The sequence below is a fragment of the Bradyrhizobium sp. UFLA05-108 genome (genome assembly GCF_059803455.1).
The window spans coordinates 68,559-82,459 of record NZ_JBANAZ010000030.1 but is presented as its reverse complement, the minus strand read 5'-3'; the positions used below and the strand labels follow the sequence as shown (position 1 = coordinate 82,459).

The 13,901-nt window shown below is 58.1% G+C and carries 11 protein-coding genes; 5 read left to right on the top strand and 6 right to left on the bottom strand.

Annotated features, from left to right (window positions below; translation table 11 throughout):
• Genes SO140_RS22410 through SO140_RS22390 form a run of 5 tightly spaced genes read left to right on the top strand, consistent with a single transcriptional unit; the run spans position 1 to position 4,512 of the window.
• Positions 1 to 669 (top strand): pentapeptide repeat-containing protein, encoded by a 669-nt coding sequence (locus tag SO140_RS22410; protein ID WP_498543165.1) that lies wholly within the window; start codon positions 1 to 3, stop codon positions 667 to 669.
• 3 nt (positions 670 to 672) lie between these two features.
• Positions 673 to 1,080: a DUF4150 domain-containing protein gene (locus SO140_RS22405; RefSeq protein WP_498543146.1), complete on the top strand. Its 408-nt coding sequence runs from the start codon at positions 673 to 675 to the stop codon at positions 1,078 to 1,080.
• 32 nt (positions 1,081 to 1,112) lie between these two features.
• Positions 1,113 to 2,057 (top strand): hypothetical protein, encoded by a 945-nt coding sequence (locus SO140_RS22400; RefSeq protein ID WP_498543145.1) that lies wholly within the window; start codon positions 1,113 to 1,115, stop codon positions 2,055 to 2,057.
• Between the two features lie 17 nt (positions 2,058 to 2,074).
• Entirely contained in the window at positions 2,075 to 2,731 is a 657-nt protein-coding gene (locus tag SO140_RS22395; RefSeq protein WP_498543144.1) for a DUF3540 domain-containing protein, read from the top strand.
• A gap of 5 nt (positions 2,732 to 2,736) precedes the next feature.
• Positions 2,737 to 4,512 (top strand): tetratricopeptide repeat protein, encoded by a 1,776-nt coding sequence (locus tag SO140_RS22390; protein ID WP_498543143.1) that lies wholly within the window; start codon positions 2,737 to 2,739, stop codon positions 4,510 to 4,512.
• Positions 4,513 to 5,141: 629 nt separating this feature from the next.
• On the opposite strand, the gene SO140_RS22385 is transcribed toward SO140_RS22390, so the two are convergent.
• The 6 genes from SO140_RS22385 to SO140_RS22360 all read right to left on the bottom strand — a co-directional run bounded on the left by SO140_RS22385 (position 5,142) and on the right by SO140_RS22360 (position 13,698).
• Positions 5,142 to 5,981, bottom strand: a complete 840-nt coding sequence (locus tag SO140_RS22385; protein WP_498543142.1) for a radical SAM family protein — start codon at positions 5,979 to 5,981, stop codon at positions 5,142 to 5,144.
• A gap of 375 nt (positions 5,982 to 6,356) precedes the next feature.
• A complete protein-coding gene (locus tag SO140_RS22380) occupies positions 6,357 to 7,409 on the bottom strand; it encodes a type III polyketide synthase (RefSeq protein WP_498543141.1) in 1,053 nt (350 codons plus the stop codon).
• A gap of 473 nt (positions 7,410 to 7,882) precedes the next feature.
• A complete protein-coding gene (locus SO140_RS22375) occupies positions 7,883 to 9,478 on the bottom strand; it encodes a hypothetical protein (protein WP_498543140.1) in 1,596 nt (531 codons plus the stop codon).
• A gap of 599 nt (positions 9,479 to 10,077) precedes the next feature.
• Complete coding sequence (locus SO140_RS22370) at positions 10,078 to 10,590, bottom strand: Hcp family type VI secretion system effector (protein WP_449380408.1); 513 nt, start codon at positions 10,588 to 10,590, stop codon at positions 10,078 to 10,080.
• A gap of 574 nt (positions 10,591 to 11,164) precedes the next feature.
• Positions 11,165 to 12,646 (bottom strand): type VI secretion system Vgr family protein, encoded by a 1,482-nt coding sequence (locus SO140_RS22365; RefSeq protein WP_498543139.1) that lies wholly within the window; start codon positions 12,644 to 12,646, stop codon positions 11,165 to 11,167.
• A gap of 125 nt (positions 12,647 to 12,771) precedes the next feature.
• Positions 12,772 to 13,698 carry a serine/threonine-protein kinase gene (locus SO140_RS22360; RefSeq protein WP_498543138.1) on the bottom strand — a complete coding sequence of 309 codons (927 nt, stop codon included), beginning with the start codon at positions 13,696 to 13,698 and terminating at the stop codon, positions 12,772 to 12,774.
• Positions 13,699 to 13,901 lie beyond the last annotated feature (203 nt).

Here is a 13,901-nt window from a genome sequence, read left to right as displayed (position 1 = left end):
ATGGACTGCGACCTGGCCACGCTCGTGCTCGACGGCGCGACCCTCACGAACGCCGCCATTACCCAGGCCGATCTGCGCAGTGCGAGTCTCACCGGCATGCGATGCGACACCATCCTGTTTGCGGAATGCGATCTCTCCGACCGGGACCTCACAGGCCTCTCGCTGACGCGCGCGAACTTGAGTGGTGCCAAGCTGAACGGCGCCAATTTGTCCGGTGTAGACCTCTCCGGCTCGATACTGCCAGGCGCCAGCCTCGTCGGTACAGATCTCTCGCGCGCCAACGCCTCGAATACTCTGTTTGACAAGGCCGACTTGCGAGCGGCCAACTTGCGAAGCGCCAACTTGAAGCAATGCATCTTTCTGGAAGCGCGCCTTGACGGCTGCGATCTCACGAAGACAACACTGGAGATGGCCGTATTCACGCGTGCGTCCGCCAAGGCCGCCTCATTCCGCGGTGCCGACATGCCCTATGCGCTAATGCACCATGCCAAGGTCGACGGCAGCGACTTTTCCGGCACACGGTTTCTACGCACCGAATTTCATTGCGCGTCGACTGAAGGCAGCCTGTTCGTGGGCACGCGTGGAAGCGCCCTGCCAACGGTACCTGAACGCGCCGTCGCCGAACTCTACGACGCCAGCTCCGTGATCCCCTTCAATAGAGAGTTCTGAACCATGTCCTTCGTCAATGCCAACGGTCCGATGTCAGCGCAAGATCTCGGCTTTCCTGACGTATGCAACACACCGGTCGGTCCCGCCGTCTCGCCGAGCCCCTATCCAAATATCAATCTGAACACGTTGGGCGTGCCCACCCAATCTCGTTGCCTGCTCATGTGTATGCCGGCGCATAACATGACGACGGTGCGAGCGTCATCCACGGGCGACAACGCGGGTGTGGCCCTCGGCGTCATGTCCGGCACCGTCATGGGTCCAGGCCGCGCCATGACGGGATCTACTAACTTGTTTATCGGTGGCCCGCCGGCAACCAAGATGGCGATGCCAACCAAGCAGAATGGTTCCAACCCAAACACATTCGGACTGTCGATATCCCCGTCCCAAACACGATTCATGGCGCTGCGCTAAAGCGCAGATAGCCGAATAATGGAGGAGCCACTATGCCGGATGCCTACGCCCGATTTTTCGTCCCCGAAACACCAAACTCTCCCCTGACGAGCTCGAGCTATCTGCGCCTCGGCGCATATTCGGTCGGCGAGGAGGAGATTGTCACCGATCTAACCACGACTAGCGACAAAACTTCAACCACACACGAAACCGACCACGCTGGTATACTTGCCTTCACCAAGAAGGACTTCCAAGTAACCGCTGATGGCGCTGCACTCATGAAAATAGGTCGCGGCCACACGACCGAGGTCAGGAACGGCGACGCCAAATATACGGTCTCAAACGGCAACTATGACATCTCGGCGCAGAACGACGTATCGATCAGCGCCGGTGGCGACGGCAGCGCAGGCGACATCAGCATGACCGCGTTGCATTACAAGCAGACCGCCAAGGGCGACTCCTCGGAGATCACTCATGGCAACTCGAAACGGATCACGCGCGGCTCGGCTATGGAACTCTACGGGGGCGCCAAAGTCACCTGCGTGGCGGGCGCGTGCGTTACCGCGGCTATGGGCCTCAGCGTAGCAGGGTTCCTCGGCGCCGCGATCTCAATCCGGCATGGCTACAACCTTTCAATCAGCCGTGGCGGCAACTGCTCGATCAGATTCCTCTTTGCAAATACGCTCACGGTCGGCAAAGAATTCAACAAAGTCACTGGAAATGTGACCAGGATCATCGGTGGATACAACGTGCAGGTCACTGATTCTGACATCCGTTACGTCAAGGAGACCTATCTCAAGGTGGTGGACGATGCTGACGTGAAAAAGGTCAAGCTCGACGGCACGTGGTGCGAAACGCGCGTGCAGGTCGCAGACGCACAAGTGCAACGTAGCGAATTGAGCTCCGATGAGCACCAGGTTGTCAACAGAGTGTGCGATGTCGAGAGCGCGACCGGCCGGTATAAGACTCAAAACTGGCGTACGATGTTGTACCTGTAGCCAGCAGGAGTTGGAAAATGACAATGGCCTTCCGCTCCGCAAACGCTGACCTCTTGGCGACGACCGAGCGCCTGCTTGGCTCGGGCCATCACACTGCCCGCGTCGTGGCAGTCGATGAAAATGGCGTAGCCTCGGAGGTGGAAGTCGCCGGCGCCCGTCATACGGCGACGGTGGCTTTCGGCTGCCTGGTTCGGCCGATTACTCAGGACCTCGTGTTGGTTTTCAGCGATGCGGGGCAAGTCTTCGTTCTGGCCGTGCTCGAGCGGAGGACGTCAAGTTGCGGAACCATTGCTTTGCCTTCTGGAGGCAATATATCGATCGAGGGCAACACCATCGCTTTCGCCGGGCGTCAGCGAATGTCCCTGCGCGCCGACACTATCGATCTGCAGACTGAACTGTTTGCCGTGCTTGCGGACAAGGCCACCTGGATTGGCAGGCTCTTTAGTTTGATTGCGGATCGCTTCCGCAGCGTGACACGCATCCAGGAAGCGAGCGCCGATTCGCTTACGGTAAAGGCAGGCGAACGGATCGCCATCATCGACCGTATCGACTCGCTGCAGACCGAAACCCGGGCAGTTAAGGTGACCGGCATTGCCTCCGAGACGGCGCACAGCAAGGTCATTGCCGTGACCGAGGATCTCCGCCTCGACGGCAAACGGGTGACGGTCGCATAGCGAGCATGCTGACCAGTAGCTTTCCGGCTCCGACTGGGCAAGACCGCCTTAGAACGGCGCAGGAGTTCATTGCCGCCAACCGTCTCGATGATGCGGAGGCGCTGCTGAACGATGTCAGTATCATAACGAACGATCCGGATGTGCTCAATGCAAAGGCAACACTGGCGCTCGCGCGTCGGCGGATCGAGCTTGCGTTCGAGATGCTGGCGGAAGCGGCAACTCTCTATCCTGAGCACGCTGGGCTCGTTACTAATCTCGGCACCGCTCATGAATTGCTCGGCCGCTTCGACGAGGCAGTGATCTGTCTGGAACGCGCGGCGGCGCTCGTCCCGTACAACGAAGACATCAAGCTCGCCCTCGCTCATGCTCTGCTGTGCCGAGGCGACATTGCGCAAGCGCGCGTGATCACGCAGGCGACTCTAAAGCGCGATCCCGCCAATGCGCGGGCCTTCCTGCAACTTGGTGCCATCGATCTCGCCTTGCGTGACTGCGCGTCGGCCGAGACTGCCTTTCTTCGTGCCCTGGAACTTTCCCCGGACGATCCCGATACGCTGCGCAACTTGTCGGTACTCTTGCTTGAACGGAGCCGCTTCGACGAAGCGCTGAGTCTTGCGGAACGCGCGCATTTACGGGCCCCGCTCGATACGGCCGGGCTTCTGCATCTGGCCTATTGCCGGGCCGCGGCCGGACTCTGGCCGCAAGCGGAGGTCGCTTGCCGGAAGTTGCTTGCCTATGCGCCGACGCATCTTGGCGCACGCGAAATCCTGGCCCGTGCTACGATCGCCAACGGTGAGGTGGATCGGGGCATTAAAGAGCTCACGCAGTTTGCACGCAGCCGCAAATCCGATCTTTCCGCCGCGCTTGTTCTGGCGCGCACCCTGCAGCTTGTCGGCCGGTTTGGCGACGCCCTCACGCTTGCCAGCCACGTCGCGTGCACGCGCCCAGACGATGAAACGGCAAGGTGCCTGAAGACGACCCTTGAACTGACGCTCGGTCGTTTCCCGACGACCGAGCCGATCGCCTTGCCTCTTGCTTCGCCGGTCTTTGTGCCGCCGACAACGTGCGTACTCGAATTCGTGGCGCTCGTTCGCCTGTTGCGTCGGCTGGCGAGCCAGCAAGTTGTACGGGTCGTCGCGGAGCCACATTATCAGGCAATTCTTGCTAGCCTAGCTGGGCAGGTCATTTCAGAGGAGCCAAAGTCTGGGCTCTCCACCACCCCGCTTCAATCCTTATTGCGTATACTTCCGATCGACGCTCGCAACATTGCCGATGACATCCCTTATCTGCGACCGGATTCACAGCTTTTTGCCAAATGGCGCAACGCTCTGGCCGAATTTGCACGACCGTTGGTCGGCATCGTCTGGGACGGTGGTGTTCTCGGTCTATCCATGGAACAGATCGCCGCTACGCTCCCCGCCCCAATCACGCCGGTCAGTTTGATGACCGACGCGCAACGGCACGACATGAAGCGATGGTGTGGCCCCATCGATGCTGGTGCGCACGTTGACAGCCCAGCCGAATTAATCGCAGCGATCGCTAATCTCGACGCGGTGGTCGGCCCCGACAGCTTCGCGGTGCATATTGCGGGGGCGCTCGGGATTCCCGGCGTCGTCTTCGTGCCAAACGGCTATCCTTGGTACTGGGCCCAGGACAACGGAAAGCCGCTCTGGTACCCATCGTTCGAAGTCGTTATGCAGGAAGGGCTCGGGAATTGGTCGGGAGCGATCGACGAAGGTCGGCGCCGGCTCGCCGCGCTACTGCACGCGGCCGCCATCGATTGAACGGCTTGCGCGGATGCCCGAGAATCTAACGTCTGGGTTTGAGCCCACACGATCGCCTGCTTTCGAACTGCCCCAACCTCGCACCTAATCTAAAGCGCGATGAGATTAGGAGGAATCGTCTTCGCGCTTTCGGTTACTGTTTGAGCATGATCTTTTCAAAAAACCACGCCACATTTTTCCCCATCGTGCTCTAGCTGCCGGATCCGCACTCCAAAGCGAATGTCTTTAACTTGACCTCCTTCTGCTGAGCGAGCGCGTGATTAGCTGGCACTCAGCAAAAGCGCCGGTCGTTACCTGGCGCCAATCTCGGCAGTGATGAGTGAGAGCCCGTTAGCGAGCCTTCTGCCGGACCAGACTGTCGCGTCGGCTCTCAGGTCGGAGTTACGCGTTTGCGGATTGCTGTCTACAAGACACAAATGGTGACCGCCGGTTACGGTTTGAGCGCCGAGCTGTGTGCCGGCCATGCGCGGTACAGGCGCATAGGCTGAATACGCTCTAGGCCGACAAGCGGGCTATCTTTGCCGCTGTTTCGAAGGCGGGCAAAGCAGTGCTCTTCCTGCACGACAACTGGCAAGCAAGAAATAAAGCAACTGTCTTCCATAACCTACCAAGTTGCCCAACTAGGAAAACTATTTCGCGAGACTGCGGCGAGCCCATTCGATCGCCGGCCTACTGCGCATGAAGAATGGAAGGTTCAGGTCGGCGCACAATTGTGACACGCTCGCTTCAACCTCTTTAGCTTCAAACACCTTCCAAACCTTTTCGTTTTCGTCAAAGTCCATCTTTTTCAGTGTGAAGGGATAGTTTGCAGACGCGTCCCGGAACACGCGTTTATCCAGCTTCCCGGCTTGGTCCGCGTACCAGACTTCTCCAACAACAATGTCCGCACGTGTTTGCACGAGCTTGACTATCTCGAGGTACTCCTCGACCGGTACGTTTGGAAGAAATGGGCGCAGAGCCAGTACGCTAATAAGTCCGTTGGCTTTGAAGCGGCCCAATTGCGCAATCCGTTCATATGGAGATGGGATAGGACGCGGTTCAAGATGCGGATGATGAAGCTGTGCAACACTCACGTAGCCGAAGACTCGCCGGCCTTTCGATCTGCAGCGGTCACTTATGTCTTTTAGTTCGCGCAGATGGTCCTCATTGAAGGAAGCCCGGGTCGTAAAGAGGAGATCGACGCCGAATTGGAGAAGAGCTCGAAGCAAAGCTAGTCCCATCTCCGCTCGCGGAGGGCAAAACGAATCGGTGTCGCCGCTTATGTAGATAATATCGTACGGCTCACGAACCGACTTGATCCATTCGATGATCTCGGGGATCTTCAGGGCAGCGTACTTCAGGAAGCCGGCCTCGACATAGCAAAACGGGCACCGATAGACACAATATCGACGTTGAGTCAGCGGACCCAACGAAACCATTATCCGCCGGTCCCGCACGTCAAAGGGCCGTTCATGCGGTCGGTGTAACATGTTCCGCTCCCGTCGATGTTCGAGATAAGCTGCGTAGCCGACTTTCCGTCACCTGCGAATTCTTGTAGTTGCCTAGCCAGACGAGCCTACAAACGCCTCTCTCCACTCGTTGTGTTGGAGGCCGCCCCGTCATTCGTCATGATACGCACAGGTCGTGTGGGGGAGGCGCGATTGAAAGTAGGATCGCGCGGACAAGCTGCATGGTGGCGGAAATAATCAAGTTAACAACTTTCGCTGTGCAGTTGACACGATGGTTCCGGACTAGGCACGGAGCGCAATGATTTCCGGCTCAAGGCAAAACGCGCTGAAAGCTCTGATTCAGCGCTTGCGCTCCGCACTTAAAAGGCTGATCCGATTGGCGCGTAACACCGTCGCTTATGTCCATTTCAACAGCGACATTTCAGCCGAGAATCCTGGTCCGAACGCAGCCAAGATCCCGTACGATCCTGAAGCCTGGGGCTCGTGCCCAAGCACGTAGTCTAGCACGAACAATACAGTTGCGCTGGACATGTTTCCATAACGTCGAAGAGTTTCGTAGCTGGAAAAGAAGTCCTTGGATGGCCTCCCAAGGGCTTGCTCGAAAACCTCCAATATTTTTCTTCCGCCCGGATGGAAGACCAAGCTCTTCACCTGACTAAGATGAATTTTATCCTCCGCTAGCAACGATGCCAGCGCATGCGGCATCAGTTCCCGCACCGTTGATGGTATCCGCTCTGAGACGACGATCTCAAATCCAGAATCGCCGAACTGCCAGCCCATTTGAGAAGTCGAGTCAGGGTAAAGCAGACTGCTGCTTTTGACGATTTCCAATTTGCCTGCACAGCTTTCAGCTGGGGCGACGAGAAGCGTGGCAGCGCCATCACCAAAAAGGCTCGTAGCGACTACGTTCTTAGGGGTGAGATCATTCGGCTGAAACGTCAGCGACGTCAGCTCTACCGTAACGACTAGAATACGTTCCTTTGTTGCCCGACAAATTGCTCCTGCCAAACCGATTCCCGATGCCCCACCCGCACATCCCAGGCCAAAGACCGGCGTCCGTTTCACATCTCTTCGCAAACCCAATTTTGAGATCAGATCCACGTCGATGCTAGGGGTTGCTATCCCTGTCGTAGAAACGAATACGATCCGATCGACCTCTTCTGGCTTTACGTCTGCACGTTCGAGACAGCGAGCGGTCGCTTCACATGCGAGCTCTTTGGCCCACGCCAGATATGCTTCGTTTGTATCACCTATGCGATGCTCGCTCAGAAACCATTCGGGCGTGACGCACACGAACCGCTCATCGACAAGCGTATGATCGAAGACTGTGAGATATTTTCCCAGCGTATCGGTCTTAGATCGGAAGTGTCGGCCAGCTAGTCTCTTGGCCTCGCTCTGCGAGAGGCGAAATGGCGGTAACGCCGTCCCAACAGCCAAAATCCTAGACATCAGTTCCCCTTGGTGATCAGCGATGGGCTCGAGTCAGGCTGTCCGGGTGGAACGGGAAAGAGGACGCGACGAAATCAGCGCAATGAGGGCGACCTGCTCAGCGGGAATTTTCATTCTTTCTGAGCCGGTGTTGAATTTGGCTTTCGTGCCGGTGTGCCGACCACGGTTGCCACGTGTGCATCTCTCCATCAACTGCCATGGCTGGTAGTGGACTCAAGTCGCAATGCTTTGCTTGAGGAGTTGGCATCCGGCGTTGGCACCTAGCACGTTTGGATTATTCGACCCGGCCAGCGTCCAGGCAATCTCGAGTCTGTTTATAAATACGGGATAGCTCCTTCGGCTTGAGACTCTTTGCGCCGTCAGAGACCCGCCGAAAGTCCATTGGCAGGGCGGCCAGGCCCTTCAGCTAACCGGGCTGCAGAGCCTGTCAACGCTGAACTCGCGAACCCATAGATTGCCGCCAGTTGCGCTGCTCAGAGACGGGGGTGATGGAGAAGATATAGGTCGTCGCCAATCCACTGCGCTGTGTAGAGCTGGCCCCTGATGGCAAGCCTTGTCGTTGACGCAGAATCGTTCGGCACGAGTTGCCATTGGCGCAGTTCAGTATAGAGACCATCGGGAACGAGTTGGTCACCATCCTGAAAATCCAACGCAACGGCGTATCCGAAGTCTGGCAGGTCGTGCTGCGCTGCCAAACCGCCGTGCGCGGAAGACGATGCCCTAGCTGCGGACGATGCCGCTCCCACAGATCGCGGGACCGGTTCGAGGCGCTCCTGCACTGATCCGTGGTGTTCAGGCTGCGGAATCAGAATAATTTCAATACCTAGCGGATTAGTTGGTGTCACCACCTCGCGTCTTCCTGCCCAGTGCGCGGTATTGGGCAGACCGTGGATGCAGAAATTTGTCGGCTGGAATGGCCTCGGCAGGAGCCTGTCTCTATCAAGTGCGCGGATCAGCACGCCCGGGGCCGTTTGGGTACCGTGCTGCCAGCCCAAACCGACGATATGTCCGAAATCCTCAACTAGCCGGCGACCGCCGAAGCTCGAGGACGCCTCCGAAGCAGCGGCAGATGACGATGGTCCGGCGGGGGGAGGCCACGGCGGCACCGCAACATCAACGCGTCCGCCAGATTCCGGCGATACGCCATGCTGTGAAGGGGTTGCCATGCTTTCCAGAAATGGCCTCACCAGTTCATAGTCCTCCTCCCTCAAGACGAAGGCCTCTGGCGACACCGCGACCTCGGGCGACACACGGGGCACCGCCGAACCGCCGTACCCGGAGGCCGACTCCCCAGGCCTCGCAGCCGACAATGGCCCAAAGACATCCGCCACAGGCGCACCTTGACAATCCTCACGCGGCTCTGACGTCGCGGGCGCATACGACGCCGTAGTGACGTGCTGCTGAGTGCGTGCCCCGGCGCTCGGGTCCTCGCGTTCGCGGTATGCCTCTCGAAGATACCTCAACGCGGACATAATCTTGGGGGCATAAGCCCTGTACTCTTTCACATCCTGCGTCAACGCATCGTCGTGAAGGCGGCCAGCCATTGGCTCCATTTTGCGCTCTTGGAGCCAATCACTGAACCCGCGAAGAACCGACGCGTAATCGCTGACAGTGGTCGGCTGCAGAGGCGAGGGTGCCCTCCTCCTCAAGTACGAAATAAGGCTCTCGTCCTCGGCACACTTTGCTTTGAGATGATCGCCGGACTTGGCGGTGCGGCGACCCATCGGTGTTCCAGCAACGACCTCTCGAAGGCGCGTCAGCGCTCTTTCGAGCGTAAGGACCTCCTCCTCAAAAAGTCGTAGCTCCCTTGTATAGGCCTGCACATCGGCATTCAGTTGGTTAAGCCAATTGGCCATTGGCGGCCTTCCGGACTTGCGAAGCCATCCGCTAAACCTCGCCGCGTTTGCCGTCCATCGCACGTAATTCCCGGTGAGGTCACTCCTTTTGGCTTCCGTTTCGAAGCGGGAAATAAGTGCCTCGTCGATGTCGAAGTCGAGCGTCTCATGTTGGTCAGAGGGCCTGTCTTGCGAGCCATGCCTTTGCTTTTTGTGTGGCGGACTATCCGTCATAGTTCATCTCCGAGCCAGAATGTACTCCGCACCCTACCCCTGTTGGAGATCTCAAAGGCAAGCGCCGCGCCAACGGAATCAACGCAAATTCTCAAGCTTGAAGGTTCGCACCCGACAACCGGTCTCCGGTGTTCTAACTCCGACATGCCTTGCACAACGTCAGAAGCAGCACACGGTCAGCTGTCGTTCGCGCGCGAACAGTTTCAGTTCGGCGCTAGCCGCATCAACTGCCGAAAACGGAACTGAGCTAACCTCAATCAAAACCGGTCAGTCTGGATTGAAGAGAATGCAGATGGCCGTAAACGAACGAGGCGTGTTCGTCGGCATTGATGAAATCGCCCGTCGAGGCTTGCCATGCGTGCTGCACGACCAGTTCGAAATCACTTGCCGCACGAAACGCAAAAGCCCCGAAGCGACGCTACCCCTGGCTACAAACGTTAAGGTCGCGCGACCAACAACTTGAGCTCGACCGCAACCGTCGCCGCTCGTCTTTTACCGTCCTCAGCCCTGGCACGGGCAAGGCGCCCCCAAAAGGGCGGAGCCCGAAGCCGAGCTGGGACAGCTATCACCGCCGCAGAGCGGCGCTGGGCTGAAGCCGTTCACCACTTGTCTTCGCCTGTCGTACTGCCGGGAATGTGCTCCCATTTCACTTCTTTGTAGGTGAACGACCAATCCTCCATGTTCTGGAAGAAGTTATTCTGCGGGTTGATCGTCAGTGGCACAAAGGCCTTGCCTTCGATCAAGGTCGCGTCCTTCCAGGTCGTTTTGAAGAAGTTTTGCGGCTTCGGCATCCCCGCTGGATCGGCGCGGTAGAACTCGCACACGACCTCTTCAAGCACCTCGTTGGTTGCCAGTGCCTGCCAGAGCAGCGGCGAGGCGCGATCGAAAAACTTGGTAAAGACCACCGGCTGATGATTGCGCGTGCCGGTGGCGACACCGCTCGTCATATCGCGCGGAACAATGATTCCACTGCTGAACGCAACAACGGTGATCTTTGACTGGTTGTCGGAGTCGCTCTTGGCAACCTGCCCGATGCTATCCGGCTTGGACGCATCTTGGGAGATGTCGCCCTGCTTCTTGCCTTTGATCGTTATATAAGCCTCAAGCGACACTTTTCGTCTCCAATGTCTGGCATGCTCCCGACCGAGCTGATATGGCGCACATCGCAACATCCGTGCCAAACGGCGTCGGCAAAGGGATCGTTTTAACCGCCGGACTGGATATGATGGGTCAAACAACGCTGGCAGATGTCCGCGCACAGCCCCGTCAAGGGAAGTCGTCTGCGCAAGTCCAGCGATCTTTCACGGCATAACAGAGCCGCCTACTGACTCCAGCTGGCACTCGACGTCCAGAAACGCACGTGTGGCAAGGTCGAGCACAGCCTGCCCCGACACTCGGTAGCCGATGCGATTGTCAACGACGGCATTGCCAGATATTGTGTAGACGACCACGGTACGAGGGCCGCGTTGTCGCTGTTCCAGATGCTGCGTAGATAGCCGCAGACGTAATTCACGTCCGTCGCGAAGCGATAGCGAACGTATGCCATCGGACGATGGCGGCGGCACGTTAATCATCGGTGTTGGCAGGATGGTTGCGCGCGCTGCATTGGCGACCGCTTCCACCAACGGGTCGATCTCGCGGGTCGCGGGTCGCCAGACGGTCATAAAGCGCTAGGAGTTGAGCAACTCAGGCAGGCCCATCGTAGATCTCGAAAAAGGCACCAGATTGCGACTTGATGCGATTGAACAGGTGCGTTTCGGAGGTCACTACGCCCTTCATGTCGGGATTGTGCACCGCGCCGACCACCACCGGCCGGTCAATATCGCCGTTCATGTAGCCAACCAAAACTTCCGTCCCGGCGACCAGGGGAAAATGGAGCCCGGTTTCACTCGGGCCAACATAAGGCTCGAGCTTCCTCACGTAGTCGCTACCACGTCCTTTTGGCGCTGCTTCGTCGGCGAACGTAAATTGCAGCTTGTAGCGGCCCTGTTCGTCGATTTCCGCCCGCTCGTTCCATGCTTCTCCGTCGATCCTGGCACTGTAGAGGCCGACGCCCGGTGGCACAGGCGTCATCGCGACAGGACGGTAAGGTACGTCCGACCGGATACAGTGGACCATGTTGTAGTAGGCCCGCCTGTTCCGGGGCAAGGCGTTGAACCCGGTCGGAGCCGGCCTATAGGCCGAGTGATCCGCGGCGACGACGAGATATTCGCCATCGAACCGTGGATGGCCCTGGAGTTCGAAAATGGCCCCTGCGCGAAGCTGCGGCGCATCGCTATGGGCGATGTACATCGTCTGACTGGCGCCGATTTGCTCCGCACGGATCTTGGCGAGCGTGATCGCTTCTCCTTCGGAAGCAAAATGTCCGCCGAACCGTTCGGCTTTTCCCAAATAACCATTGCCTTGTCCGACCTCTTTATCGGCGGATATGACGGACGGCACCGTTTCGTTGTAATCGCGGAGCCCGATCGTCTTTGTCGAGAGAACGCAGCGTTGCCGGAAAGACAGAACTGCGCTTTCGTCGACGCGGCGCGACGCGCTGCGGTCGCGTTGGTGCGAATAGAGGATAGCCGCGCCGCTACCGAATTTGATCTTGGGAAATGCCAGGTTCTTGTCGCCAAAGACAACTGTCTCACCGTCGTCTTCCTGTTTGAAAAAATAGAAAATTCCGTTCCGTTCGCAAAGACGCGAGATGAAATTGAAATCACTTTCATTGTACTGCGCGACATAATTTCGCTTTGGATAGCTATCCAGATTGTACTCGGCCGGAATGCTAATGGCTGCCCTGTTCAGCTCTTCTTTGACGATGTCATCCACGCTGACTGGTTGGCCAGGGCCATAAACGCGGCTCGTTATGGATAGTTCGGTAACCGAGAAGCGCGGGCGTAGAACAAACTGAAGCACCCGCAGGTCAGTTACCGTCGGGTCCAGTTCTTCTACCTGGGCGCAGAGGCCCGATGCAATCCATCGCCCGCATGCGGTTTTGACCGTCAGCCTGGCGCGTTCACCAATCATTGAGCCGATATCAGCATCGCTCGATGACGTGGCATAAACCAAGTAGCTGAACGGCAGGGAAATGCACTCTGTGCCTTCGAAGCCTTGCACGTCGAGCTTGAGCTCTGGCTGACTGAGAATGTCCAGACTCATGCTGAGATTGTAGTCGGTCATCGGTACCATACCACGTCGAAAACGTCCGCAGAGCCAAGCAGCTTTTCTCAGTTGCCCCGGAGCGAACTAACGTAACGGCAAGCGTGTGCCGCAATTCCCAAGCATGGGAATGTTCAAATAGTATCTTATTTCCTTACACGCTTTACGACAGCCGCATGGCGAGCACCGCCCCACAAGCGGTAAAACCAAGGCGGTCGGGTGAGACTCTGAACAAACTCACTGACCGTCTGGATGCGGTCACGGCGGTTCAGGGCAAGACCGGAGGCGAGTGCCCGCCATTGCGCTGTGGAAATGGTCGAAGGCGGTGCCGGTGTCAGATTATCGTAGAGCGCCTCATCGGCCGGCCGATGCGCATATGGATGCATGCCGGTCAAGACCAGATAGGCGACCACAGCGAGAGAATAGACATCATCGCTTTCCGCGCGCGGCTCACCCATCAGCATCTCCGGCGAAGCATAGGCCGGGGTCATGAGAGCGATCTGATCGGGTGGCTCCGCACCCCTTTCGGTTAGCGGCGCAGCCTCAAGCGTCAGCACAGCCCCAAAGTCCAGAATCTTGATTGCGCCGTCTGACGTCATAAAGATGTTGCCCGGTTTCAGGTCGCCATGGACAAGTCCGAAACGGTGTATATGGGCGAGCCCCTGCCCCGCAGCGCGGATGATACGAAGGGAAACAGCGGGTGAGAGCGGACGTCCCTGATTTTCAATCAGGATCTGCGCCAGCGACCGGCCCTTAAGAAACTCCATGACTAGGTAATGGTACTTGCCGTCGTAATCGGAATCATAAATACGCACCAAATTCCGGTGCACGACCATACGCAAAAGACGCGCCTCGCGATGCAGCAGCCCGATCAATTCCTGGCGCATCCTCGGATGCGGTCGGATAACCTTCACTGCCACCTCGGGGTTTGGTTCGCGCGCCCACAGACCAATCCGATCTGTCGCGCGATAAACGGTGCTGATGCCGCCGACGCCGATCACCTCCACCAGGTCGAAACGGCCGCCGAGTATGTATCCCACGGGCGCGACCGAGCCCACTGAAGATGGGTTCAAAGTGCATTCTCGCTTGAGCTGATCGCCCGGACATCACCGGTTATTCCACGTCCGCCGTCTCCGAACAGGCAGAACGCCGAGGTCGCGGTATCGGTTCTAAATCGCAATGGCGAGCAGTAGCCCGACGGCCAGGGATCGCCTTGCGCCAGACGCGATGCCGCCAACGGCTCGTTGAGCCGCTGATGCCTTGACCCGACGAGGCA